The sequence below is a fragment of the Mesorhizobium sp. WSM4817 genome (assembly GCF_055811135.1).
In genome coordinates this window covers 18,998-44,066 of the sequence record NZ_JBVVQQ010000030.1, presented here as the reverse complement: position 1 = coordinate 44,066, position 25,069 = coordinate 18,998, and the positions used below count along the sequence as shown (strand labels likewise).

Annotated in this window: 24 protein-coding genes; 10 read left to right on the top strand and 14 right to left on the bottom strand. The window is 64.2% G+C overall.

Features of this window, described 5'->3' with window-relative positions:
• Window positions 1-3 precede the first annotated feature (3 nt).
• The gene (locus tag AC0L2K_RS29725; RefSeq protein ID WP_473533082.1) at window positions 4-996 is read right to left on the bottom strand and encodes a zinc-dependent alcohol dehydrogenase family protein; all 993 of its coding nucleotides are present in this window, start codon (window positions 994-996) and stop codon (window positions 4-6) included.
• A 104-nt stretch (window positions 997-1,100) separates the two neighbouring features.
• Between AC0L2K_RS29725 and AC0L2K_RS29720 the strand changes: the two genes are divergently transcribed.
• The 3 genes from AC0L2K_RS29720 to AC0L2K_RS29710 all read left to right on the top strand — a co-directional run bounded on the left by AC0L2K_RS29720 (window position 1,101) and on the right by AC0L2K_RS29710 (window position 5,371).
• A complete protein-coding gene (locus tag AC0L2K_RS29720; RefSeq protein WP_473533081.1) occupies window positions 1,101-2,003 on the top strand; it encodes a LysR family transcriptional regulator in 903 nt (300 codons plus the stop codon).
• Window positions 2,004-2,082: 79 nt separating this feature from the next.
• Window positions 2,083-3,942: a DNA mismatch repair endonuclease MutL gene (gene mutL, locus AC0L2K_RS29715; RefSeq protein WP_473533080.1), complete on the top strand. Its 1,860-nt coding sequence runs from the start codon at window positions 2,083-2,085 to the stop codon at window positions 3,940-3,942.
• A gap of 169 nt (window positions 3,943-4,111) precedes the next feature.
• Window positions 4,112-5,371, top strand: coding sequence for a transposase (locus tag AC0L2K_RS29710; protein ID WP_473533079.1), 1,260 nt, complete (start codon window positions 4,112-4,114; stop codon window positions 5,369-5,371).
• A 110-nt stretch (window positions 5,372-5,481) separates the two neighbouring features.
• Here AC0L2K_RS29710 and AC0L2K_RS29705 read toward each other — a convergent pair whose 3' ends face one another.
• Window positions 5,482-6,375 (bottom strand): DMT family transporter, encoded by an 894-nt coding sequence (locus AC0L2K_RS29705; protein WP_473533078.1) that lies wholly within the window; start codon window positions 6,373-6,375, stop codon window positions 5,482-5,484.
• 89 nt (window positions 6,376-6,464) lie between these two features.
• Here AC0L2K_RS29705 and AC0L2K_RS29700 point away from each other — a divergent pair, with 89 nt between their 5' ends.
• Window positions 6,465-7,391 carry a LysR substrate-binding domain-containing protein gene (locus AC0L2K_RS29700; RefSeq protein ID WP_128170769.1) on the top strand — a complete coding sequence of 309 codons (927 nt, stop codon included), beginning with the start codon at window positions 6,465-6,467 and terminating at the stop codon, window positions 7,389-7,391.
• A 143-nt stretch (window positions 7,392-7,534) separates the two neighbouring features.
• Window positions 7,535-7,768 (top strand): DUF2093 domain-containing protein, encoded by a 234-nt coding sequence (locus AC0L2K_RS29695; protein WP_095496171.1) that lies wholly within the window; start codon window positions 7,535-7,537, stop codon window positions 7,766-7,768.
• Between the two features lie 108 nt (window positions 7,769-7,876).
• Here AC0L2K_RS29695 and lpxK read toward each other — a convergent pair whose 3' ends face one another.
• The 7 genes from lpxK to AC0L2K_RS29660 all read right to left on the bottom strand — a co-directional run bounded on the left by lpxK (window position 7,877) and on the right by AC0L2K_RS29660 (window position 13,817).
• Complete coding sequence (lpxK, locus tag AC0L2K_RS29690; RefSeq protein WP_473533077.1) at window positions 7,877-8,905, bottom strand: tetraacyldisaccharide 4'-kinase; 1,029 nt, start codon at window positions 8,903-8,905, stop codon at window positions 7,877-7,879.
• A 1-nt stretch (window position 8,906) separates the two neighbouring features.
• A complete protein-coding gene (gene waaA / locus AC0L2K_RS29685) occupies window positions 8,907-10,223 on the bottom strand; it encodes a lipid IV(A) 3-deoxy-D-manno-octulosonic acid transferase (protein ID WP_023802309.1) in 1,317 nt (438 codons plus the stop codon).
• The gene (locus AC0L2K_RS29680; RefSeq protein ID WP_473533076.1) at window positions 10,220-11,008 is read right to left on the bottom strand and encodes a lysophospholipid acyltransferase family protein; all 789 of its coding nucleotides are present in this window, start codon (window positions 11,006-11,008) and stop codon (window positions 10,220-10,222) included. The genes waaA and AC0L2K_RS29680 overlap by 4 nt, the downstream gene beginning before the upstream one ends.
• A gap of 5 nt (window positions 11,009-11,013) precedes the next feature.
• On the bottom strand, window positions 11,014-11,256 hold the full coding sequence (locus AC0L2K_RS29675; RefSeq protein ID WP_473533075.1) for a DUF4170 domain-containing protein: 243 nt from the start codon (window positions 11,254-11,256) through the stop codon (window positions 11,014-11,016).
• 76 nt (window positions 11,257-11,332) lie between these two features.
• Window positions 11,333-12,142 carry a 3'(2'),5'-bisphosphate nucleotidase CysQ gene (locus tag AC0L2K_RS29670; RefSeq protein WP_473533074.1) on the bottom strand — a complete coding sequence of 270 codons (810 nt, stop codon included), beginning with the start codon at window positions 12,140-12,142 and terminating at the stop codon, window positions 11,333-11,335.
• The gene (locus AC0L2K_RS29665; RefSeq protein WP_027153862.1) at window positions 12,129-13,472 is read right to left on the bottom strand and encodes a TldD/PmbA family protein; all 1,344 of its coding nucleotides are present in this window, start codon (window positions 13,470-13,472) and stop codon (window positions 12,129-12,131) included. Before AC0L2K_RS29665 ends, AC0L2K_RS29670 begins: the two co-directional genes overlap by 14 nt.
• 51 nt (window positions 13,473-13,523) lie before the next feature.
• A complete protein-coding gene (locus tag AC0L2K_RS29660) occupies window positions 13,524-13,817 on the bottom strand; it encodes a hypothetical protein (RefSeq protein ID WP_473533073.1) in 294 nt (97 codons plus the stop codon).
• Between the two features lie 40 nt (window positions 13,818-13,857).
• On the opposite strand from AC0L2K_RS29660, the gene AC0L2K_RS29655 reads away from it, so the two are divergent.
• Genes AC0L2K_RS29655 through AC0L2K_RS29645 form a run of 3 tightly spaced genes read left to right on the top strand, consistent with a single transcriptional unit; the run spans window position 13,858 to window position 15,977 of the window.
• A complete protein-coding gene (locus tag AC0L2K_RS29655; protein WP_051407932.1) occupies window positions 13,858-14,883 on the top strand; it encodes a glycosyltransferase family 2 protein in 1,026 nt (341 codons plus the stop codon).
• Window positions 14,858-15,544 carry a class I SAM-dependent methyltransferase gene (locus tag AC0L2K_RS29650; RefSeq protein WP_473533072.1) on the top strand — a complete coding sequence of 229 codons (687 nt, stop codon included), beginning with the start codon at window positions 14,858-14,860 and terminating at the stop codon, window positions 15,542-15,544. The genes AC0L2K_RS29655 and AC0L2K_RS29650 overlap by 26 nt, the downstream gene beginning before the upstream one ends.
• Window positions 15,537-15,977, top strand: a complete 441-nt coding sequence (locus tag AC0L2K_RS29645) for a GtrA family protein (RefSeq protein ID WP_287229824.1) — start codon at window positions 15,537-15,539, stop codon at window positions 15,975-15,977. The genes AC0L2K_RS29650 and AC0L2K_RS29645 overlap by 8 nt, the downstream gene beginning before the upstream one ends.
• A 22-nt stretch (window positions 15,978-15,999) precedes the next feature.
• Here the strand turns inward: AC0L2K_RS29645 and AC0L2K_RS29640 are convergent, their stop codons facing one another.
• Window positions 16,000-16,836 (bottom strand): GNAT family N-acetyltransferase, encoded by an 837-nt coding sequence (locus AC0L2K_RS29640; RefSeq protein ID WP_473533071.1) that lies wholly within the window; start codon window positions 16,834-16,836, stop codon window positions 16,000-16,002.
• Between the two features lie 176 nt (window positions 16,837-17,012).
• Between AC0L2K_RS29640 and AC0L2K_RS29635 the strand changes: the two genes are divergently transcribed.
• Window positions 17,013-18,338, top strand: coding sequence for an NAD(P)/FAD-dependent oxidoreductase (locus AC0L2K_RS29635; protein WP_473533070.1), 1,326 nt, complete (start codon window positions 17,013-17,015; stop codon window positions 18,336-18,338).
• Window positions 18,339-18,700: 362 nt separating this feature from the next.
• Here AC0L2K_RS29635 and AC0L2K_RS29630 read toward each other — a convergent pair whose 3' ends face one another.
• Window positions 18,701-19,678, bottom strand: a complete 978-nt coding sequence (locus AC0L2K_RS29630; RefSeq protein WP_473533069.1) for an ornithine cyclodeaminase family protein — start codon at window positions 19,676-19,678, stop codon at window positions 18,701-18,703.
• A gap of 227 nt (window positions 19,679-19,905) precedes the next feature.
• Between AC0L2K_RS29630 and AC0L2K_RS29625 the strand changes: the two genes are divergently transcribed.
• Window positions 19,906-21,003, top strand: coding sequence for a pyridoxal-phosphate dependent enzyme (locus AC0L2K_RS29625; RefSeq protein WP_473533068.1), 1,098 nt, complete (start codon window positions 19,906-19,908; stop codon window positions 21,001-21,003).
• A gap of 148 nt (window positions 21,004-21,151) precedes the next feature.
• On the opposite strand, the gene AC0L2K_RS29620 is transcribed toward AC0L2K_RS29625, so the two are convergent.
• The 3 genes from AC0L2K_RS29620 to AC0L2K_RS29610 form a co-directional block, all read right to left on the bottom strand.
• Window positions 21,152-21,775, bottom strand: a complete 624-nt coding sequence (locus AC0L2K_RS29620) for a hypothetical protein (RefSeq protein WP_128247858.1) — start codon at window positions 21,773-21,775, stop codon at window positions 21,152-21,154.
• Window positions 21,762-22,925, bottom strand: coding sequence for a hypothetical protein (locus tag AC0L2K_RS29615; RefSeq protein ID WP_287347316.1), 1,164 nt, complete (start codon window positions 22,923-22,925; stop codon window positions 21,762-21,764). Before AC0L2K_RS29615 ends, AC0L2K_RS29620 begins: the two co-directional genes overlap by 14 nt.
• A gap of 110 nt (window positions 22,926-23,035) precedes the next feature.
• Window positions 23,036-25,045, bottom strand: a complete 2,010-nt coding sequence (locus AC0L2K_RS29610; RefSeq protein WP_473533067.1) for a glycoside hydrolase family 127 protein — start codon at window positions 25,043-25,045, stop codon at window positions 23,036-23,038.
• Between the last annotated feature and the right edge of the window lie 24 nt (window positions 25,046-25,069).

The window sequence follows — 25,069 nt, the reverse complement described above, 5'->3', positions numbered from 1 at the left end:
TGCTCAATCAACCGTCACGACGATCTTGCCGAATTGCTCGTTCGACTCGAGAAAGCGATGCGCTTCGACGATCTGCTCGAATGAAAAGGTTTTGGCGATTACCGGCTTTAGCGAACCCGACATCAATCCGACGAGGATGAACGCCTTGGCAGCTTCCAACTTCACCGGATCGCCAGTGATCTCGTGGACGAGATAGCCGCGCAGCGTCAGCGTCTTGGCCAGCACATCGAACAGCGGGAACGGCGTCGGCTCGGGGCTCAAGCCGCCATATTCGATGAGAATGCCACCCCGTGCCATCGCCGCCGTCAGAGGTTCGAAAATCGGGCCGCCGACTGCGTCGAAAACCACTCGGATGTTGTCCGGACTGGCGATTTCCTTCAGCCGGGCTTCCAGATCTTCGTCCGCTGAAGCGACGACATGGGCCGCCCCGAACTTGAGCAGGGCCTCTCTCTTGACAGATGTCCGCGTCACCGCGATCGCGGTCGCACCAACGATGTTGGCAATCTGGATCGCGGCAAGTCCGACACTGCTCGATGCCGCGGTAATGACGACGAAGTCGTCTCTGCTGAGCTTGGCAATGTCGATCAGTGCGCCATAGGCGGTGAGATATTGCATCCAGACGGCTGCCGCCTCTTCCCAGGTAAGCGATGGCGGGTGCTTGGCCACGAGATGGGCGGGATATGTGGCGATCTCACCATAGGCGGGCCAGCGGGCCATCGATAATGGCGGCACGACGCTGACGGCGTCACCTGGCGCAAAACCGTGCACGGCTTTGCCGACCGCTTCGACGACACCCGCTGCCTCAAGGCCAAGACCGGAAGGCAACGGCGGCGTCTGGATATAAGTGCCCGAACGCAGCAGCGCCTCGGCCCGGTTGAGACCCAATGCCTTGACCCGGATCTGAATCTCGCCGCGACCGAGCGCGGGAATATCGAGATTCTCGATGCGCAGAACCTCGGGACCACCATGCTCATGAAAGCGAACAACACGTGCCATGCGGCCATAACTCCAAAATATTTGAACCGAATACGCTATGCCATCGGCATTCCGGCAGATAAATGCTTGCTTTGGCAAGACAGTAGAAACTGGGACTTTTGAATATGGATCGCCTTACGAGCATGGCCGTGTTCGTCAAAACCGTCGATCTTGGCTCGTTCGCGGCGACTGCTGCCGCTCTCGATCTGTCCGGACCGATGGTCGGCAAGCATGTCCGGTTTCTCGAGGAGCGTCTGGGTGTGCGCCTCATCAACCGGACCACACGCCGCCAGAGCCTGACCGACTTCGGGCGCGCTTACTATGAGCGCTGCCGGATGGTACTCGCTGAAGCCGAAGCTGCGGATGCACTGGCGGCCGATCAACTTTCCGAACCACGCGGAAAGCTGCGCGTCATCATGCCCGTACACTTCGGCCGGCGCTGCGTTGCCCCGATCCTGCTGGAACTCGCGCAGCGATATCCCGCTCTGGAACTCGACCTGACTTTCAGCGATCCCATCGCCGATCTTGCAGAGGATGGCTGCGATCTTGCCATCCGGACCGGCAATCTGGAGGATCAGGCCGGCGTGATGGCGCGTCGCGTCGCGCGCCAGCGCATGGTCGTCTGCGCGTCGCCATCCTATCTCGAGATGCACGGGCAGCCACGGCGGGTAGAGGATCTCGGCAGCCACCAGACCATCATCTACCGCCGTTCGAGCCGTGTCGTTCAACCGTGGCTGTTTCCGCGTGATGGCCAGCGTGCGCTGGAGGTCATGCCGGTCAGCCGGCTGCGGCTCGACGACCTCGCTGCGATCGCCGATGCTGCGGCAGCCGGCATGGGGCTCGCCTGGCTGCCACACTGGCTGGTCCGTGAGCGCATTCAGGCCGGCGCACTTGTCGTGCTGTTGCCGGAACAGCCGGGATTTCTTTACGACGCCTATGCGCTCTGGCTGCAGACGCCTCACTTGCCGCTGAAGGTCCGCCTTGCCGTCGACGCGCTGGCAGCGGCACTGCCCAGGCTGATGACGTAAAATGCAGGAGCACGGTGAGCGGCGCGGATTCCTGAATTCGCCCCTCCCGCTTGGGCGACGAATCCGCGTATAGTACCCCATGCCCATTCGCCAGCTTTCCGAAACGTTGATCAACCAGATCGCCGCCGGCGAAGTCATCGAGCGTCCGGCAAGCGTGGTCAAGGAACTGGTCGAGAACGCACTCGATGCCGGCGCTGCGAGAATAGAGATCGTCACCGCCGGCGGTGGGCTGAACCTGATCCGCGTCACCGACGATGGCTCAGGCATCCCGGAAAAGGAACTGCCGCTGGCGATCGCACGCCATTGCACCTCGAAGCTCGCCGATGACATTCACGACATCCACTCGCTCGGCTTTCGCGGCGAAGCGCTGCCGTCGATCGGCTCGGTGGCGCGGCTGTCGATCCGCTCGCGCACCGCCAACGGCGACAGCGCCGCCGAGATCGGCATCGAAGGCGGCCGCGTATCTGCCGTCAAGCCTGCGGCCGCCAATCGCGGCACCACGGTCGAGGTGCGCGACCTGTTTTTCGCCACGCCGGCGCGGCTCAAATTCATGAAGGGCGAGCGCGCCGAAAGCTCGGCGACCAGCGACGTGATCAAGCGTATCGCGATCGCTTTCCCGGCCGTGCGCTTCACGCTGGCCGGCTCCGACCGCTCGACGCTGGAACTGCCGGCGACCGACGACAGCCCGGAAGGCCGGCTGCGCCGCGTCGCGCAGGTGATGGGCGCCGACTTTCCGCCCAACGCGATCGCCATCGACGCCATGCGCGACGGTGTGCATCTTGCCGGCCACGTTTCGATCCCGTCGTTCAGCCGCGCCAACGCGCTGCAGCAATACGCCTATGTCAACGGCCGGCCGGTGCGCGACAAGCTGATTACCGGCGCTATCCGTGGCGCCTTCGCCGACGTGCTGCCGCGCGACCGCCATGCGGTGACGGTGCTGTTCCTGACGCTCGATCCGGCCATCGTCGACGTCAATGTCCACCCGGCCAAGGCCGACGTCCGCTTTCGCGATCCGGGGCTGGTGCGCGGGCTGATCGTCGGCGCCATTCGCGAGGCGCTGGCCAATGCCGGCATCCGTGCCGCCACATCAGGGGCGGCCGGCATGATGGCGGCATTCCGGCCAGGCGCAGCATCCTATGCGCATCCAGGACCGGCCAACGGCCATCGCAGCTACGAAGCGGCCTACCGGGCCTCCGGCTTCGCCGGTTTCGATCCTTCCCGCTCGTCGCAACGGCCGCTGGATGCAGGATTTGCAAATGGCGGCTTCAGCGAAAACGATCAGGCGGCGTTCGCTGCCGGTTCGCTTCACAGCGCCGACGCGCGCGCCGGACAAGACGAAGCGGCGGAGACGCTGCTCGGCATGGCGCTGGGTGCCGCACGCGCGCAGGTGCACGAGAACTACATCGTCGCGCAGACCAGGGATTCGCTCGTTATCGTCGACCAGCATGCGGCGCATGAGCGGCTGGTATACGAGGCACTGAAGAACGCATTGCATTCGCGCGCCGTGCCGTCGCAGATGCTGCTTTTGCCCGAGATCGTCGATCTGCCGGAAGAGGATGCAGAACGGCTCGCGTTGCATTCCGAAACACTGGCCCGCTTCGGCCTCGCCGTCGAGCGCTTCGGCCCGGGTGCGGTCGCGGTGCGCGAGACGCCGTCGATGCTCGGCGAAACCAATGTCCAGCAGCTGATGCGCGACCTTGCCGACGAGATCGCCGACAACGACACCGTCGACACGCTGAAAGAGCGGCTGGACAGGATAGCCGCGACCATGGCCTGCCACGGCTCGGTGCGTTCCGGCCGCCTGCTCAAGCCGGAAGAGATGAACGCACTGCTGCGCCAGATGGAGGCGACGCCCGGGTCCGGCACCTGCAACCACGGCCGCCCGACCTATATCGAGCTCAGGCTCGCCGACATTGAGAGGTTGTTTGGGCGGCGATGAAGGGCTCGCAGGGCGCAGCCCCCACCCGGACCTTTGGTCCGACCTCCCCACAAGGGGGAGGTAGGGAGCCCAGCCGTGGACGCCTCGCAAGGAACTTACCCTCCCCCTTGTGGGCATATGCGCTAAGATAGGAGTTGCAGCGGGGAATCGGTTGTGATTCTACGCTGCGATGACTCACGAATCGCTTGTAGATGACGGCTGGGCCGAGACAATTGAGCTTCTCGGTGGTGAAGAGTTGATCGCGGGGAGTGCTCGCGAGACGAAGGCGTTCCTGCGGCCGCGGGGCGTCAGATCGGCTACTGATCTGTTGCGCCTGACTCTGGCTTACTGCCTTGGCAAGGTGGGCATGCGGGGCGTCGTGGCCTGGGCGGCGGCGAGCGGGATGATCGCCGACATCTCGGACGTGGCGTTGCTCGGCCGGCTGCGCAACGCAGGGCCGTGGCTGCAGCAGTTGATTGGGTATCTTTTGAAGCGCGAGGAGGTAGGCTTGGCCAAGGGCCGGCTGATCCGCATCCTCGATGCGACATCGGTTGCCAAGGCCGGTGTGCATGAGAAGAAGAACAATGGCCTTTGGCGTATGCACTGCGCCTTCGATCTTGAGCGCGAGCAGTTCGATTTCCTCGAGATCACCGACCAGAGCGAGGCCGAGCTGATCGACCGCGTGCCGGTGGTGGCGGACGAGATTCGCATCGGCGACCGCGCCTATCTGCAGGCCGAGCGGATCGCAAAGGTCATGGCGCAAGGCGGCGACGTTGTCGTGCGCGCGGCGTGGAAGAATGTGCGATGGCTCGATGCCAGCGGTAAGCCATTGGATCTCATCGGCCACCTGAAGAGCTGCCGCGAGGAGGTCATCGAAACGCCTGTCTGGCTGGGCCTCAAGAAGAAGGGCGAGCCCCTGAAGATGCGCCTGATCGCCTTGCGCAAATCCGAGGCCGCGACACAAGAAGCGCGGCGCAAAATCAACAAGGAAGCCAAGGCCAAGGGCAAGCAGGTTCAACCGGAGACGCTGATTGCTGCCGGCTTTGTTATCCTTGTGACCTCGCTTGACCAGGAGGAGTTTCCCTCCGGCACAGTTCTCAAGCTCTATCGCATGCGCTGGCGCATCGAGCTCGCCTTCAAGCGTCTGAAGAGCCTGATCGGACTGCGCGCGCCTCAAAGACCCAAGGATCGCAAAGCCTTGGATTCTTGCCCACTTCCTCATCGCGCTTGTGACCGAACCCCTCTCGCAGGAGTTGGGTGTCTCTCCCCCTTGAGCGACGGACGCCCGCTGCTGTGGCGCGCTACCCGCCAGATCGTCGCCTCTCTGATCGCAGCGATCTTTGCTCAACCTCCCTTGGCAACCCTGCGCCAAAATCTCCATGCCTTGCGACATCGATGGCGTGAACCACCACGAAAGCGCAAATTTCAGTCCATGCCGAAGCTATCTTAGCGCATATGCCCTTGTGGGGAGGGTCGCTGCAAAGCAGCGGGGTGGGGGTCCGAAAAGAGCTGCTGTATAGCGGCTCTTTTCGTGTCAACAGACAGCCCCAACCCTCTGATTCACCGCTTCAAATTCACCACGATGACGCCGCCGAGCGCCAGCGCGCCACCGATGATGCCGAGCAGCGTCGGCACCTCGCCCAGCCAGAAGAAGCCGATCAGCGTCGCCATCGGCGAAACCAGGTAAAGGAAATTCGAGGCGCGCGCCGCCGGCAGCCGGGAAAGTGCTGTCGCCCAGGCGGCGTAGGCGATGAGGCTTGGCACGATGCCGAGAAAGACGACGGCGCCGAGACCGGCGGTATCGGCAACTGCCGCCTGCGCCAGGCCGTTCGGCAGGAAGGGCAGCAGACAGAGCGCGCCGAGCAGCATGTTCGAGGCCGAAATGGTCAGTGGATGATGGCGGGCAAACAGCGGCTTTTGCACGATGGTGTTGACCGCCGAGCACAGCGCCGAGCCGAGGACCAGCAGCGCGCCATTGTTGAAATGCAACCCTTGCCCCTCGCCCATGGCGATGATGCCGATGCCGGCGAAGGACAGGAATGTGCCGGCCCAGGCCAGGCCCGAGAAGCGTTCGCCAAGCAGCGCCATCGCCATGATCGCGGTGAAGATCGGGCTGACATTGATGATGAAGCCGGCGGCACCCGCCGAGACGGTCAGCTCGCCGAAATTGAGCATTACCGTGTACAGCGCAACGAAGACGGCGCCGCCGAAGGCAAAGCGCCATAATTCATCGAGCCGGGGCAGCGCCGGCCGCTTGACGGCGAGGAAGATCGCCGCCGGCACCGCCGCGATGGCGAAGCGCAGCGCGCCAAGTTCCAGCGGCCCGAAAGCGACGAGGCCGGCACGGATCGCCGGAAAGGCGGAGGCCCAGCCGACCACTGTCAACGCCACCGCAATGGCCGCCGTGGTGTCGATCCGCTGTGTCGTATTCAACGTGCCGGTACAAGCGTTCATTTCATTATTCCCGCGTTTCATGCTCTCAACATACAAAGCGCCTTTCCCGATCGGTTGACAAACGACCAAATCGAGGGTCAGCTGTGACTATGGATCACAGCTCAGACGCGATGCTGCCGCTCGAAACCCTGCGCGCCTTCGACGCCGCGGCACGGACGGGCAGCTTTTCGGCCGCTGCCGAAAAGCTCAACCTCACCCATGGCGCCGTCAGCCGGCAGATCGCCAAGCTGGAGGACTGGCTCGGGCTGAAAGTGTTCGATCGCGGCGCGCGAGGAGTCTCGCTGACGATCGAAGGCAACCGCCTGCATCTGCGCACCACTGAGGCCTTCGCGCTGATATCGAGCAATTCGGACCGCTGGATCGAGCCGCGCGGCACCGCCGTGGTGCGGCTGACCTCGATTCCCTCGGTCAGCGGGCTGTGGCTGATGCCGCGCATGGCGGCGCTGGAAAACAATCCGTCCAGGCTGCGCATCGTGCTCGACGTCGATATCCGCCAGGCGGACCTTGCCGACGAGGGCATCGATCTGTCGATCCGCTGCGGACGCGGCCGCATCCCCGGCCGCGTCTCGGTGCAGCTGTTCGAGGAACATGTGTTTCCGGTCGCCTCGCCGGACCTCGCCCGCGAGATCGGCCGAGGCGACCCTGCCCGGCTGCTCAAATTCCCGCTGATCAACGATTCCGACGCCTCGGCCTGGCGTGCCTGGTTTGCCGCACAGGACATCGATTACCGCCCGCGTCCGCAGGACCGCCGTTTCGAGGACTACAATCTGGTGCTCGGCGCCGCCGCCCATGGTCTCGGCATCGCGCTGGCGCGGCCGCCGATGACCGAGGATCAACTGAAGTCTGGCCGTATCACCGCGGCCGACGAGCGCGTCGTCCTCAGCCCGATATCCTACTGGCTCGACCGGCCTATCGGGCGCCCGCGCGCCGCCGCAGCCGAGCTTGCCCGGCGCATCGCCGCCCAAGCCGGACTGGCGGCGGAAAAGATCGAGGATTTCATCGCAGCCGAGCAGTAGGATGCGGGGCATCCACTTTGCCGGCCTGCCCGGCTGGTTGCCGTCCGAAACGAAGCCGACTGAAGCCAATCTTGCCTCGCTCGGAGCTTGACCTTGCCGGCATTTTGTGGCGATGACATCGTCATGAACCTTGGCTCCATGTCATGATGAATCGCTTTGAAGGCCCCGGCGGCAAGGAAGCCCGTATCCGCTACCTGGACGGCGACTTCCAGGTGACCAGCCCCGGCGCCTTCGTGCGCTGTGCGGTCACCGGTGAAAGCATCCCGCTCGATGAGCTCAAATACTGGAGCGTCGCCAGGCAGGAGCCCTATGTGAGTGCCGCGGCCTCGCTGCGCCGCGAGATCGAGGCACATCCCGAAATGCGCAGCCGGCGCTAAACCGGTTACGCAGAATGAGACCCGATCTGTAGCGGTCCTTCGCGCCCCCTCCGCCCTGCCGACATCTCCGCAAAGTTCGACCGCCGCGGCGCTCGAAGGTTCTCTGATTCAGCCCTGCAGCTTGCGCTGCCGCCAGGCATCCAGCGTCTCGACGATGATGCGTTCGGGCACGTGGTCGGGATCGAACACGGTGTCGATCTCCAGCACATCGAGCTGTCCGAGGAAATCGGCCGACGCGGCATCGTGGCGCAGCCGGGCGGCGTCCTTGGTGGTGGTGATGAGGCCAAGTCCGGCACCTCGCGCTGTCGTTGCCAGTTCGGCCAGTTCGTCCTTGCCATAGAAATGATGGTCAGGAAACGACCGGGCCAGCGCAACCTCGCCGCCGGCCTGACGGACCGTGTCGAAGAATTTGTCGGGATGGCCGATGCCGGCAAAGGCCAGATATCGTTTGCCGGCCAGCCCCGCCTTGCTGGTTGGCCGCGTATGCGCCTCGAAGATCGGCCGACCGGCGCGCGCCGCCTGGCGAACGACGGCATCGGCAGCAAGGCCCTCGCCCATCTTCAGCAGCGCGCTGGTGAAAACCAGTTGGTCGACGATACCAGCCCTGAGCGGACCGCCGGGAATGACGCGGCCGTTGCCGACGCCGTAGCGTGCGTCGACGACGACCAGCGCATAGTCGATGTGGATGCGCGCGCTCTGGAAACCGTCATCCATGATCAGGAAATCACAGCCATGCTTTTCCAGCAGGATGCGTGCGCCGGCGGCACGGTTCGGCGTCACTGCGACCGGCGCATGCGCAGCCAAAAGCAGCGGCTCATCGCCGACATGCTTGGCGGCGTCATGGTGCGGATCGACGACATGCGGCCGCGCGAAGGAGCCGCCATGGCCGCGCGACAGGAAACCTGGATTGAGCTGCATGCGCCTGGCCCGCCGTGCCAGTGCGATCGCCACCGGCGTCTTGCCGGTGCCGCCGACGGTGAAGTTGCCGACGCAAAGCACCGGCGCCTCGATCTTCTCACGCGCCGCTGAGCGCATGCGGCGGCCGGCAACCAGCGCATAGACAGCCGACAGCGGCGTCAGCGCCAGCGCTCGCCAGTCCGGTTCTTCCCACCAGAAGGGGGGCGCTTCGCTGGCCATCTTAACGGCCGTTGGCGCCCTTGAGGCGCGATTTGACGACCAAAGGCTGAATGTAGGGTTCGAGCGACTTCAAGGTGAGCGCCAGCGCGCCGCGCATCTCTTCGACAGTCGCCGCACCCGCGGCCATCATCTCGTGGCGAGCCACCTCGTTGGTCAAAAGGAAATTGACGGCGCCGGCCAGCATGTCGCGGTCGCGCACCAGCTTGGCGCCGCCGCTGTCGAGCAGGCGCTGATAGGTCTCGCGAAAATTCTGGACATTGCGGCCGGCCAGCACCGCGGTGTCGAGCATGGCCGGCTCCAGCGGGTTCTGGCCACCCTCCGAGGTGAGCGAACGGCCAACGAAGGCGATCTCTGTCAGCCGGAGATAAAGCCCCATCTCGCCCATCGTGTCGCCGAGCAGAATGTCCGTATCGGCGATGATCCGGTCGCCCTTGCTGCGCCGAGCGAGTTTCAGGCCCATGCCGGAAATCTGCGCGGCAAGCGCTTCGGCGCGATCGGGATGGCGCGGCACGACGATGGTCAAAAGACCGTGGTGCCGCTTGTGCAGCATCGCGTGAACCTCGGCGGCGACCGCCTCCTCGCCGTCATGGGTCGAGATCGCCGCCCAGGTCGGACGGGCGCCGATCTGGCGCTTCAGCGTGTACAGCGCCCTTTCATCGGCCGGCGGCGGCGTGGTGTCGACCTTGAGATTGCCGGATACGGTGACCGGCCGGGCGCCGAGCGAGAGGAAGCGCTCGCCGTCGACATCCGACTGGGCGACAACATGGGCGAGATTCTCGAACAGCGCCTCGGCGATGTTGGCGCGCTTCTTCCAGGATTTGTACGAACGGTCCGACAGCCTGCCATTGACCAGCACCTGCGGCACACGCCGTGCGCCGAGCTCGAGGATGGTCATCGGCCAGATCTCCGATTCGGCGATGATCGCCAGATCCGGCCGCCAATGGTCGAGGAAGCGGCTGACCGCCGGCTTGAGGTCGAGCGGCACGTATTGGTGGATGATGCGGTCGCCGAGCCGTTCCTCGGCAACCTGAGCGGAGGTGACGGTCCCCGTCGTCAGCACGATGTTGACACCGTAATCGAGGATGCTCTCGACCAGCGGCACGACGGCGATCGTCTCGCCGACGCTCGCCGCATGGATCCAGATCAGCGGCCCTTCGGGGCGCTCGCGCCCGGCGATGCCATAGCGCTCGCGCCGGCGAATTCGATCCTCCTTGCCTCTGGAGGTGCGCCAGGCGACATAGGGCCCGACCAGGGGATAGGCGGCTGCGCCTGCGAAACGATACGCGGTCAGGAAAGTGCGCGCCCAGCGCTCGCTCATTTTGGCCCATCCACGAGGCGGTAGGCCTCGGCGGTCGCGGCGTTGAGCGCGGCCGTGACCTCCTGGCGTTTGCATTCCATTTCGGCCTCATCCGCATTGGCCGGAACGAACACCGGCGCCCCAAGCACGATCGAGGAGCGGCCGAACGGCAGATTGATCGTGGTCTTGTCCCAGCTGCGCTCCAGCACCTTGCGGCGGCTGGTAGCGATGGCGACGGGCAGTATAGCGCGGCCCGAAAGCCGCGCCAGGAGAACGATGCCAAGCCCAGCGTCGCGCGGCGTGCCATGCGGAATGTCAGCGATCATGGCAACGTTCTTGCCGCTGGCGAGTGACTTTTTCAGGGCAATCAACGCTTTGGCGCCGCCCTTGTCGCGACGCTTCGAGCTTTCGCGTCCGCCCGAGCCGCGCACCGCCTCGATCCCGAATTTCTCGATCACCAGTGCGTTGAGCTCGGCATCGGCGCTGCGCGACACCATGGCGACCACCGGCCGCCCGCCGGGATAGTAGGCCGGTGTCAGAAGATGCTGGCCGTGCCACAGCGCGATGATGATCGGTTCGAACTGCGAGTAGTCGCCGCCCGACATCTGCGCCGATCGTTCGACGACACGGTTGGTCAGGCGGACAAGCCGAACGAACTGCGCAAACAGGCTGGCGATGGCGTTCTTGACGAATCGCGATTGCGCCAGCGGTTCGCGTATCTTGCGCCAGAATGTCTTCGGGGTACCACCGCGACGCCGCCTTGCCGCGGACCTCGTGGCCGGCCCTTTCACGCCTTCATGATCCATCCATGTCAACCCGGCTTGTTTTCGGGGTCGAGCAACCGGTGCAGGTGAACGACGAAATAACGCATGTGGGCATTGTCCACGCTGGCTTGGGCCTTGGCTTTCCACGCCGTCTGCGCAGATTGGTAATCCGGATAGATGCCGACGATGTCGAGCGCGTCGAGATCACGGAATTCTGTCCCGCCAAGCGTCTTCAGTTCGCCGCCGAACACCAGGTGCAAAAGCTGCTTCTTGCCGTCTTCCGCGGTCATGTCGGTCCTTCACATATCGTGAGTTTGTGACAGGTCTAGACCAAAGCCGCCGACTTTGGAACCATTGATGATATGTTCAAACGTCCAGCCCTGCGACGACGGCGGAGAGGACGGCGAGCAGTTCGCCGCTGCCGGCAACCAGCGCGCCGTGGTGGATCACTTCGCCGGCATAGCGCGGTGCGCGGCCCTTCTGGTCGAGCAATGCGCCGCCGGCCTCGCGCAGGATGAGATCCGCCGCGGCGATGTCCCAGTCATGTGCGTTGGGTTTGACGAAGGTCGCGTCGAGCCGGCCATTGGCGATCATTGCCAGCCGGTAGGCGAGCGAGGGAATATAGGGCACGCGGCTCAGCCGGCCCTGCCATTGCGCCGGTATCAGGGCGATCAATGGCTTTGGCCCGCCAATTTCGACCATCGCTGCCGGGCCGCGCACGGCAATGCGATGGCCATTCAGGAACGCCCCCTCACCTGGCAGCGCCCAATAGGTCTCCTCCGTGGCGGGACATTCGAGCACGCCGGCAAGCGTGCGGCCGTCCTCGACCACCGCGACGCTGACGCACCAGGAGCGCAGGCCTTCGAGGAAGCCGCGCGTGCCGTCGATCGGATCGACGACGAAGGTGCGGCGGGCGGCAAGCCTTGCCGGATCGTCGGCCGTCTCCTCCGACAGCCAGCCATAGTCCGGCCGCGCTGCAAGCAAGGTTTGGCGCAGATAGGCGTCGGCGGCGTGATCGGCCTCGCTCACCGGTGAGGTGCCGCCCTTCATCCACACTTGCGGATTGTTGCCGAAATAGCGCATGGCGATGGCGCCCGCCTCGCGGGCAGCGTCGCGCAGCAGCGGCAGATCCTCACGAGCCCCGGCGGCGGAGGCGACCTGGTCAAGCTCCGGCAAGGGTCATGCCTTCGATCAGCAGCGTTGGTGCGGCGGTGCCGAAATTGCGATCGAGATCGCTCGCCGGAACCATGTTGAGGAACATCGTCTTCAGGTTCGAGGCGATGGTCACTTCCGCAACCGGATAGGCGAGCTCGCCATTCTCGATCCAGAAGCCGGAAGCGCCGCGGCTGTACTCGCCAGTCACCATGTCGACGCCCTGGCCGAACACTTCGGTGACGTAAAAGCCTGATTTGAGCGACTTGATGAGGTCCTCGGGCGTCCGCTCGCCCGGCTCGATGGCAAGATTGGTCGATGACGGCGAGACCGAGGAGCCGTTGCGCGAGCCGCGCCCGTTGGTGGTCAGCCCCAATTCCCGCGCGACTGAGGTCGACAGGAACCAGTGGTTCAAAACGCCCTTCTCGACCATAAGCAGCTTTTCACCCTCGATGCCTTCGCCGTCGAACGGACGCGACGCCTGGCCACGGAGCCGGAGCGGCTCGTCGGTGACGGTGATCGCGGCCGCCGCCACCTGCTTGCCCATCATGTCGCGCAGAAAGCTGGTCTTGCGCGCGACGGAGGCGCCATTGATGGCGCCGGCGAGATGGCCGGCAATGCCGCGGGCGACGCGCGGGTCGAACACCACATCGACCGGCCCGGTCGCCGCCTTGCGCGCGCCGATGCGCCGCGCCGCGCGTTCGCCGGCCTTGCGGCCGATGTCCTCGGGCGCGTCGAGATCGGAGAAATGCTGGCGCGAGGAGTATTCATAGTCGCGCTCCATGCCGGTGCCCTCGCCGGCGATGACGCTGGTCGAGCGCGAAAAGCGCGAGGCGACATAGTGGCCGACGAAGCCATGCGAGGTGGCGAGCACCAGCCCGCCAAGCCCGGCGCTGGCGCCGCTGCCGGCCGAATTGGTAACGCCCTTGACGGCAAGGGCCGCCGCTTCCGCGGCCAGCGCCGCTTCCTTCAATTGGTCGGCCGAGACTTCCGTCGGATCGAACAGATCGAGGTCGCGCGGCTTCTTGACCAGCAAGGCCGGATCGGCGAGGCCCTGGTAGGGATCCTCCGGCGAGACTTTCGCCATCGCCACGGCGCGCTCGGCCAGCGCTTTCGGGTCGGAGGCAGCGGTTGCCGAGACGCTCGCCACCCGCTTGCCGACGAAGACGCGCAGCGAGACATCCTCGCTCTCGGACGCCTCGGTGCCCTCGACCTTGCCAAGCCGCACCGACACGCCGGTCGAACGGCCGCGCACCGCAACCGCGTCGGCGGCGTCGGCGCCGGCCCGTTTGGCAGCCTCGACCAGGGCCGCGACCCGGTCGGTCAATTTCGCTGAGTCCAGCGTATCGGTCATGCGCATAGTCCTGTTTTCCGCCTGACATAAGGGGCGGCCGCTCCGCACCATCTATTGTTCTGATGTGGCTTGTGCAATGGCAGAAGTGGCAAGCCGGGCAGATCGGCCAGCAGACACCCGGTTTTGGGCGGCATGATCGAAGCGGGCCTCAAAGGTTGCTTCGCGGCGGTTTCGGACTGGCCGATAGCCCATTGGCGCCGTGCTCCGACCACAAATGGACGCTCGATTGCGGTAACGCCTGTGTTCCTTTCCACGCATGATCAGCACCTGGCCGAAACCGCTAAATTTAGCGATTTCTTGTATGTCCTTGGAACTTTGTAGCTTGCGTTCCATTTTCAACGGCATGCGAGACCCTGTGATCCAAAGCATCAGGACTGCGGTGAACGTGTCGCCGCCGCGGTACTCGCTGGTCCTTCCCATATACAATGAAGAACAGGTGCTGCCGCGACTGATCGAGCGGATCAGTTCGCTGATCGGCCGGCTGGACGGCGAGACTGAGGCGATCTTCGTCGATGACGGAAGCCTCGATGGGAGCGTCGAATACCTTCGCAACGTCGTCGCCGTCGAGCCGCGTTTCCGGCTGATCGAGCTTTCCCGCAATTTCGGCCATCAGGTCGCGATCACGGCCGGCATGGATGCGGCTGCGGGTGATGCCGTCATCGTCATGGATGCCGACCTGCAAGACCCGCCGGAGGTGGTCCTCGATCTGGTGGCGAAGTGGAAGGAAGGCTTCGAGATCGTCTATGCCCGCCGTGTCAAGCGTGAGGGCGAATCCTGGTTCAAGCGCCTGACGGCGAGTCTCTTCTACCGCCTGCTGGAGAAGATGACGTCGGTCGACATCCCCCGCGACGTCGGCGATTTTCGCCTGGTCGGGCGCAAGGCTCTGGAAACCTTCAAGCAAATGCCCGAACACGACCGTTTCGTCAGGGGCATGTTCGCCTGGATGGGATTCAAGCAGACAGCGGTGCCTTTCGAACGCCCGGCGCGGACCCTTGGCCAGACCAAATACCCATTCTGGAAGATGATGCACCTTGCCGTTCACGGCATCGTAAGCTTCTCCGAGAAGCCGCTGCGCATGGCGCTGTGGGGCGGATTGGCGATCTCCGCGCTTGCGGTGTTGTTCGGCATTTACGCCATCTTCGCCTGGATTTTTGAAACCGGCATCATTGCCGGCTGGACATCCACCGTGGTGATCGTGTCGCTGCTTTGCGGCATCAATCTTTTCATGACCGGCGTGGTCGGGCTCTATGTCGGCGGCATCCACGCCGAGGTGAAACGCCGTCCGCTTTACGTGATCGATCGGGTCGCCGGCTTCGACAAGGCGATGCGTGCCGCCAGTGAGAGCCGTCGACCGTTTCGAAAACCCAGGAACGGAGCCTCGGCTGATGGCCGAACTCTTCGACAGCTATAAATCGAACTATGGCGAGGCGGTCGCAGGATCCATCCGGTTTTCCGGACTCGGGCACGACTTTTTTCTGATCGCCAAGGCCGACCTGCTGCGGCGTCTCGTTGTCGAGCGTGGGCTTCGACAAAGCGGGGTGCGGGCGCTGGATATCGGCTGCGGCGTCGGGTCGCTCCACCCTTATCTCGAAGGCGCGTTCGAGAGCCTGGATGGCTGCGACGTCTCGGAAGAATCGATTCTGCGAGCCGGCCAGGACAATCCGTGTGTGACCTACAGGGCCTGCACGACGCCGCGCCTGCCTTATGGCGACGGCGCGTTCGATCTGGCTTTCGCCAGTTGCGTCGTCCATCACGTTCCGCCCGCCTCCTGGCTCGACTTCTTCCAGGAAATGCGGCGCGTCGTGCGGCCGGGCGGCGTCGCCTGCATCATCGAGCACAACCCCTTTAATCCACTGACGCGTCTTGCGGTGTTGCGGTGTCCGTTCGACCAGGAAGCGGTCCTGCTCAACGCCGCCAAAGCAAGGTTGCTTTTTCAGGAGACGGGTTTTCAGGATATCCGATCCGAGCACTTCCTGCTGCTGCCGTCGGCCAGGTCCTTCGCCAGACGACTCGAGCGCCTGCTCGCGCCTCTACCGCTCGGGGCCCAGTATGCGTGTAGCGCGCATGTCTGAGGACCGTTCGACCGCCGGCGCCGGGCTGAAGCTGCTGGCGCGCTTCGGGTTGGTCGGCATCGCCGCGACAATCCTGTATGCTGCCCTGGCTATCGGTTTGGTCGAATCGAAATGGATCGGCTTTTCGCCGGTCCCGGCGTCGCTCGCGGCTTACGCGGCGGCTGCCGTGTTTTCATATTTCGCCCATAAATCGGTAACCTTCATGTCGAATGGATCGCATCGATCGGAAGCTGCGCGTTTTCTCCTGCTGACGGCGACAGGCTTTGCCGTGGCTTACGCGGCGCCGGCGCTTTTGACGGCGAAACTCGGCCTGCCGCCGATCATTGCCATTGTGGTTACATGCCTGCTTGTTCCGGCGGTCAATCTTCTCATGCTCGACCGATGGGTTTTTGCGCAGCGAGGACCCGGCGAGCACAGCGACCGCTCCACCTGATCCATGGCCTTCTGAGTTGGCCTCAGCCGAGGGCCTGGCTGGCCAGGGCAAAGATGCGTGGGTTCGTGGAACCCGGGATATTGCTTGCGCCCCGGAGCATGGCAACCGGCCCGCCCACATGGGCGAGCCCCAGTCCTTCGAGCCAGGGTGAAAGGCCGGCGTCTTCAGGGATGTCGATGCGCACGAAGCAGCCCTGCATTCCCGAGAGGATGAAGGCGATCAGGGCTCTCGCCTGATCGCGATCCTGCGCCACGACCGGTCCGACGACCTCGCCCCTGCCAAATGCCCTCACGGCCGCGAAGGCCGCGATGCCGTCCTCGTTGGTGATGGCCGCAAACCGCCCCTCGCCCGCCAACGCGTTCATGAGCGCGGCGCGATCCGCACCGAAGGTGGCGCGATCGAGCGCGGTGAGTGTCTGAAGGTGCTCGGAACCGATCCACTCCACGGCCGGGGGCGCACTGACCTGCCCGACGATGCCCTGGTGCTGCCGAACATCGTGCGTCGCGACAAAGCCAAGCTTTTCATAAAGAGGCAGTCCGTCGGCCGTGGCGGTAAGGCGGCACTCGCGGTCGCCGGCCTGCTCGAGCGCGGTGGTGGTCAGCCGCCGTCCCAGCCCGCGACCACGCATTGCCTCATCGACGATGATGGTGTTGAGAGTTGCGCAGGTATTTCCGAAAGGGGTCATGAAGGCGGTTCCCACCACCCTGCCGCCTTCCAACGCGACCTGACCTTCGCTCAGGGACCAGATCATGGCCCAGTCTTCCCTCCGGTGCGGCCAGCCGGCCGCTCGCGACAGGGCCGTCGCTTCCCCAAGATGGTGCGCTTCAAAAGGTTCGAATGTGATGGACTGGATGTTCATAAGCACCAGGACTGTTGGAGTGGGAAGACTGACAGAACGATAGAACCGCCTCTTTCGCGCCACTCGCCGAATGCCGGCGATATTCGGTGCAAAAATACCAAAATGCCGCTGCAGTCAGTGCATTCTGCGGCACCGGTCGCCGATACTGCGAGCTATCATTGATCGCCGAGGCCGCCATGTCCCCTTTCATCCACCACATCAGCAGCGATGAAACGCTGCCCAAGTCAGCGGACGTCGTGGTGATCGGCGGCGGGATTGTCGGCGCCAGCGCGGCCTATTCCCTGGCGCGGCGCGGCCTGTCGGTGGCGCTGATCGAAAAGGGCTATGTCGGCTGCGAACAGTCGAGCCGGAACTGGGGCTGGTGCCGCCGGCAGAACCGCGATGCACGTGAATTGCCGCTTGCCAATCTGGCGCTGCGGCTGTGGCAAGAGCTGACCGAAGAGATCGGGCACGACCTTGGCTTTCGCCGTTGCGGGCTCATCTATGCGACGGACGATCCAAAGCAGCTCGCCGAATGGGACAAGTGGCGCGCGGTTGCGCGGCGGTTCGACGTCAAGACGCGGATGCTTACGGCCGAGGAGGCCACTGCCGCCGTTCCCGCGGCTGGCGGCCGCAAATGGCTGGGCGGCGTCCACGCGGCAGACGATGGCAAGGCCGAGCCCTGGCTCGCCGCCCCGCGGATCGCCGAGGGCGCCCGCAAGCGTGGCGCGACCATTCATCAGAACTGCGCGGCACGCGGCCTGGATATCACCAATGGGCAAGTGAGCGGCGTCGTCACCGAGAAAGGCCTGATCCGCACCAGCGCGGTGCTGTGCGCCGCCGGCGTCTGGGCTTCTGCTTTCCTGCGCATGCATGCGGTTTCGCTGCCGCAGGCCAGCGTCCGTCAGACCACCTTGCGGACCGGTCCGGCACCGGATCTTGGCGGGGCAATCTTTACCTCTGACGGTGCCCTGACGCGCCGGATCGACGGCAGCTACACGATAGCCGCCAGCGGCAGGGCGACGCTCGAGATCACGCCGCAGGGGATCCGCTATGCCCGCCCGTTTCTGCCGATGTTCATCAAACGGCTGAAGGCCGTCGAGATCGGCGTAAGTCGCTCGTTCTTCGCAGGCCCGGAAACACTCGGTCGCTGGCATCTCGACAGGCCGACCCCGTTTGAGCGCATCCGCGTCCTCGATCCCGCTCCGGACAAGCGGATGGTGGCAAGCATCATGACGCAGATAAGGGCCCTGTTCCCCGCCGTTGCCGATGCCGGCATCGTGTCTTCCTGGGGCGGGTATATCGACTTCACACCGGACGCCGTACCGGTGATTTCGGCGGTGGACAGCATCGGCGGAGCGTTCGTCGCCGCAGGCTGTTCCGGACACGGCTTCGGCGCCGGCCCTGGCATTGGCCATCTGGCGGCGGATCTGGTCGCCGGTGACGCGGCAAGCGTCGATCCGACGCCATTCCGCGTGTCACGCTTCGCGGACAGATCCAAAATTGAAGTCGGCGCCTTCTGATGCAATTGACCGCTGGCGACAGCAAATGGCGCTGAGCGATCGTTACCTACGGGCTCAGGCGCGATCTGGACCGTTTGATGACCGCTCTCGCCGATGCGGTCGCCGCCGCCGCACCCTCTTCCGGCATCCAATACATACAGGCGCGCTTCAGGCACACAGCTTCACCGCGTCCACGGCGCATGTCCGCCATAGTCCGGCGTGGCAGTTCGTTCCTTTCGGACAGAGGAAGCTGTGGTCAGTTCTCAGCGATGACGAAGATCTTCTTGAGTGGACCCTTCGGGGCGAGCTGATTGACTGTTCCGTGCGCAACGAAGATCGCGTCTCGAGCTTTGTTCCGTCGCCGTCGGTCACTTCGGCCCGGCCTACCAGCGCCATGGCACGCGCGTTCCCGTGCCCCGGCTCCTGGCCTGTCGCCAGAGCATATCCGCGACCGTCAGATCCTGCAGCGCGAGCCCGGTCATATCGAAGACCGTGATGTCGGCGGCATCGCGCGTGAACGGAATTTTTCCGGTCAGAAGATCGCCGATTTCAATTGCCCGGCAGCCGGTGTCCCACTGGCCTTCGCCGATAGCGGCCGATTGCTCGCAGTCGTCGGCAAAGAGCCGTACCCGGCGCAGCAGGCCGTCGGGCAGTTCCCGCTTGCCTTGCGTATCGGCACCCACGGCGTTGATGTGCGTGCCGGGCCGCACCGCTTCTGGCGGAAACAGCGGCCCGCTGCCAGGGGTCGCGGTGATAATGATATCGCTCGAGCCGACAGCTTTGGCGGCTTGGTTCGAATGGGCCGGCGCGAAATCCTCGAATGCCGCCTCGAACGCCGCGTCGGCCCGGCCGTCCGCCGTCAGGTAATGGATGGTGTCCAGACCGGGCATCTCACGCAGTGCCAGGCGCAGCTGGATCCGGCCCTGGGTGCCGGTGCCGAAAATGCAGATCGACCGGCTTTCGGGGCGGGCCAGCTGGGTCAGGCCAATGGCGCCAGCCGCCCCTGTGCGCAAGGTGGTGATGGCGTTCCCGTCGATGATGCACAAGGGACGCCCGGTGTGCGGGTCGAAAAGCACGATGGTCGCCTGATGCGGCTCCTTGCCGAGTTCGCGGTTGGCTGGCCAGAAGCCCGCTGCCTTGAAGCCCAGAAGATCGGCTTTCGGCACGTCGCCCGACTTGATACCGAAAATGCCGCCGGTATGCAGCTTCTCGCGCACAAGCGGAAAGACCCTGCCTTCGCGCGCACTGTGAAGCTCGAAGGACCGCCGCACGGCATCGAGGACGGCATCCGGCTCCAACAGCGGCGCGACCTGATCGCCCGCAAGCAGCACCAGCTGCGACTCGTCTGCGGTGACGGACATGACATCTCCCCGGCTTTCCCTGATTCTAGCCAGCGGTTCTCAGGGGAAGACAGCGGTGTTGGCTAACGAGCGGCATTTCCTACGGTTTGTCGCGCGTCATTCGGGCGAATGTTGCGCCGACTTTCCCATCGAATGCGATCGCCGGTTCGCGCAAACACATATCCTCGCAGACAAGCCAGCCCACCATCGGCCTGCCCACCACCGGCAAGTGTAGAAGGCGACCCGCAATGTCCCTCAATATCCCGACATTCGACGATGTCCTGACCGCCGCGGCGCGCCTCGCCGGATTGGCTCACCGGACGCCGGTGCTGACCTCGCGCACCTTCAACGACCTGACAGGCGCCGAGGTGTTCTTCAAGTGCGAGAACTTCCAGCGTGGCGGCGCGTTCAAGTTCCGCGGCGCCATGAATGCGCTTCTGGCCTTGGATATTTCGGCGCGGGCGCGCGGAGTGGTGGCCTATTCTTCGGACAATCATGCGCAGGCGCTGGCCTATGCGGCCGCGATCAAGGGCGTGAAGGCAGCGATCATCATGCCCAGGGATGCGCCCGAGCTGAAGGTGCGTGCCACCCGCGGCTATGGCGCAGAAGTGATATTCTACGACCGCTACAGCGAGAACCGCGAAGAGATTGGCAGCAGGATCGCCGCCGAGCGAGGAGCCGCCCTCATTCCACCCTATGACCACCCCGATGTGATTGCCGGGCGCAGCAGGATCGCCGCCGAGCGAGGAGCCGCCCTCATTCCACCCTATGACCACCCCGATGTGATTGCCGGGCAAGGCACGGCGACACTTGAACTTATCCAGGAGGCCGGTTCTCTCGATGCCCTTTATGTCTGCCTTGGCGGTGGCGGCCTGCTCGCCGGCGCCGCACTGGCGGCAGCGGAATGCGCGCCCGCCTGCAGGGTCGTCGGGGTTGAACCGGAGGCCGGCAATGATGGTCAGCAATCCCTCGTGCGGGGTGAGGTCGTCACCATCGAAGTGCCGAAGTCCATCGCCGATGGCGCGGTCGTCACCCATCTGGGCGCGCATAATTTTCCTGTCATCCGCGACAAGGTTGCCGCTATCACCACGGTCAGCGACGACGCGCTCATCGAAATGATGCATTTTTTCGCCGAGCGCATGAAAATCGTGGTCGAACCCACCGGTTGCCTTGCAGCGGCGGCGGTTCGCAGTGAATCGCAAAGCCTGCGTGGCCAGCGCATCGGTGTCATCGTCAGCGGCGGCAATGTGGATCTCACGCGCTTCGCCAGCTTGATCATGGCGGCCGCACACAAAACACCTCGAGAGCAGGCCATGGCGCGCCCCGGGCCGGAGACCTTTCGCTAAGACACGCTCGGCACTGCTGGTACGCTGCGACCCCGTGCTGGTCGCCAGCGCACGGCAATGCTCTTCATTGGCTGTAATGCAGCGTTCTGTGAACACGCCTGTTGCGCGCGTTCATGATACGCATGGACTGCAGATTTTGAGCGTGATCTCAAATCGCATCCAGCCGCAACGACACCAGCTTGATGGAGCGCTTGTAGATGTCGCTGGCGGCCGGAGTCGGCGGAATGCCGTCGAGATAGTCGAAGGCGATTTCGAGTGTATCGGCCTTGCCGAGAGCCGCCGGTGGAACGACGAACGAGACCGTTCGTGGTTCTTTGCCAGACAGCGTCTCCGCATGCACCCGAACACCGTTCACCGAGATCACCACCCTTTGCGTGATCTGCGGTGGACGAATGACGGCGGCCATTTGCAGCGTGGCCATCAGGCTGTCGCGGAGCGGCGGTATCTTCACGCGAAGCCGCGAGGTCTCGCCTAGCGAATGGGTGCCGTCGCCTGCCGACCCCGACCAGCCGCAGACCTTCATGCTGGCTGCCCGTTTGGCGCCGTCGCTCCGGAACGACACCGTCTGGCCAAGTGTGTAGCTGCCGGTCGCATCGCGATTGAGGCAGGTCGTCGTCTGATCGATGTAAAAGGCGCGGTAATCGGCGTTGACGTCCGGATTGAGAGCAAGCGCAAGGATGACGATCTCGGACCCGGCCAGAACCGCCGCGAGCGCGTAGCCACCGAGCCAGGCAACGCGCCGATACGGGGCCGGAATGTCAGACCAGGGCAAGATGACCTCCGATCCACGCCACAGTCATCAAATAACAGGCGCCAAGGAGGAGAACCAAAGCCGCGAGCCAAATCAGCTTCGACGCCGACAACAGGATGGCGAGCAACATTGTCAGGGGCGCAAGCCCAATGACATATCTGACCATCGAGGCCAGATTGGTGATCAGCGGCAGGATGATGCAGAGCGCGCAGAACAGTGCCGCGCCATATTGCCTGCGTACCGCCAGGACGGCCGACAGCGCCAGCCCGGTGATCGCGGCGAGCGCGCTCCATTGCGGCGCCGTGGGCAGCCATCCGGTTGTCGGAACAGCTGAGAGCCCGTCCCACAGGAAGACCAGCGGATTACCGGCCACCCGTCCGAACGCGCGCTGGATGTGCAGGAATGCAAAGCCGTCTCCGACGGTGAGGTACAGGAACAGGATGTAAGCGAACAAACCGGCCGGCGAGATGAGGACAGCGACCAGCAGGTCCGGTCGGCCAAGCAGCCAACGCGGGAAAGACAGCGCCGATCCGCCCTGCTCGCGGTGCTCGCTGAACATTTGAATGACGGTTGCAAAGACGACGAAGACTCCGACCAGCCTGGTCGCCGACAGCAGCGCGGATGAAACGCCCGCGGCGAGATAGCTGGAGCGCTTGAGCGCCAGAAAAACGCACGAGGTCAGCAGCACGAAAAGCGGTTCGCTCAGGAAGGTCGTGAAGTGGAACGAGAACGGGCCGCTGAGCAGAAACGCGCAATACAGCACATAGGCCCGCATGTTCTTCTCGAGCAGCGGCCACGCCACCAGACAGGCGGCGTAGCTGCACGCAATCGAGGTGATCGTCGCGATCAGTATCGTAGGGTATGGGAAAACAAACCGGATCGCAGCCACCAGCATCGGATAGAGCGGGAAGAAGCCCCAGCGACCGACATTGCTGTGGTTTGGAATGGGAAAACGCTCATAGCCCTGTTCGCTGATGCCAACGTACCAGGCGCAATCCCACCGGCACAGCGCACGGGCATAAGCCGCAAAACCTGTTTCCTCCGACACCGAAGCAAAAGCCGCATAGCGGATGGCCAGTCCACCGATCACGAACAGCAACGGCACCGCCGCGACGGTCATGCCCATGGCGCGAGCACCAGCGCTCGGACGCGCGACGTCTTCGAGCGCCAACTCTGCCTCCACCCATTCGAGTGGCTAGCGCCACTCTCCCCTCTAAATTAGCGCCGCCGGGGCAAATTCAAGATATCCCTGTCGTCGGCGGCATCATCTTCGTCCACGGATCACGAGTCTCTCAGCCAGACCAGCATCTCGCCTGGTTCGCGGTTGTCCCAGGCAAAATACGGCACGGCGGTGATTTTTGCTTCGTCAACCGCCGGCGGTTCGGTGCGATAGAGGCCGTTGTCCCAGTCTTCAAACGCCTCTTTCCTGGCAACAGCCGAAAGCGTCACGACGCCGCCCAAAAGGTTCGGCTGCTGATGCGCTTCGATCTCGGCTGTCGGCGGCAAGGCGATGCGGTGCAACTGGCCGGCATTGTCGGTCTCCTCGACGCAATAGATCAGCGGGCCGCGGGCAAGCGCGACGCGGCCGATATCCTGCCGCACCTGCGGGTTGGCATAGAGCCGGTCGATGGCCATTTCGAGGTCGAGCTCGACCTGGTCGCCCTTGCGCCATTCGCGCCGGATCGCGGCATAGCCGTCGCTGGTGACCGCCTGCAGATCGACCGCCTCCCCGTTCACCTTGAGCGCCGCCTTGCGGCACCAGGCCGGCAGGCGCAGGTGCAAGGTAAATGTCGTCGGCGCCTCGGGCTCGATCGTGATCGAGACCGCGCCGTCCCATGGATAGTTGCTGGTCTGGCGCAGCTCCATTTGCGTTCCTGCGATATCGAAACGAGCCGTGCTGTTTCCATAGAGATGGACGGCGAAGGCATCGTCGGACAGGCCGTAGAAATAACTGCCGATCGAGGCGACCATGCGGCCGAGATTGGGTGGGCAGCACGGGCAGCGATGCCATTTCCAGCGGTTGTGCTTGCCCCGGCTTTCCAGCGGATTTTCATAGAAGAACAGCGAGCCGTCGAGCGACAGGCCCGAAATCGAGCCGTTGTAGAGAGCCCGCTCCATCATGTCGGCGTAACGCGCATTGGGGCCCATGCCGAGCATGCGGCTCGCCCAGAACACCAGTCCGACCGAAGCGCAGGTCTCGGCATAGGCGGTTTCGTTGGGCAGGTCGTAGTCTGATGTAAAGCCCTCATTGTGCGACGACGGCCCGAGGCCGCCGGTGATGTAGAGGTTCTTGGTGGTGAGGTCGTCCCACAGCCGGTCGAGCGCCGCGCGCAGCGTGTCGTCGCCATATTCGGTGGCGATATCGGCCATCCCGGAATAGAGATACATCGCCCTCACCGCATGGCCGACGACCTTGTCCTGCTCGCGCACCGGCTTGTGCGACTGGCTGTATTCGTAGGTCTTGAAATGATAGGCTTTTGGGTCGGCGCCGCGGGCACGCGCCTCCTCGTCGAAATAATGCGGCTCAAGGCCGCGCTGGTCGATGAAGTATTTTGCCAGGTCCATGTACTTCTGCTCGCCGGTGACCCGCGCGAGCTTGACCAGCGCCAGTTCGATCTCCTCATGGCCGCAATAGCCTTTCCTCTTGCCGGGCTCGGCGCCGAAGGTCTCGGCGATATGGTCGGCATAGCGGCACATGATGTCGAGCAGTTTGCGTTTTCCCGTCGCCTGGAAGTAGGCGACCGCGCCTTCGATCAGATGGCCGGCGCAGTAGAGCTCGTGGCAGTCGCGCAGATTGGTCCAGCGCAGGCCGGGCTGGATGCGCTGGTACCAGCTCGACAGATAACCGTCCGGCTGCTGCAGTCTGCCGTACATGTCGATGACGGCGTCGATCTTCTTCTCCAGCGCGTCGTTGCGGCGGCGGTACAGCGAATAGGCGGCGGTCTCGATTGTCTTGCCCCAGTCAGAGTCCCAGAACATCTGGGTCGTCACCGTCGATCCTGTGAATTCGTTGCCGGCGGTGGCTGCTTCGTCCGGCGAAGGTGAGTGGAACGGAATGACGACGCCCGGCGATGGCCGATCCGGATCGATCTGCTCGAGCATGCGCGCCTCGACGCAGCGGTCATAGAGGATGCCGGCGGTCGTGGTGGCGACGGCATCGGCACGGTCACCCCAGAAGCCGCGCACATCGACCTGCGGCACCGGCAGCGGGCGGAAGGCGCGTTTTGGCCTGCCCGACTTGCCGGTTTGGTCCAGATCGGCAGCCGGCTTGGCGGATTGCGATGCGGTCATCAATTTACTCCGATTCGGTTCGAT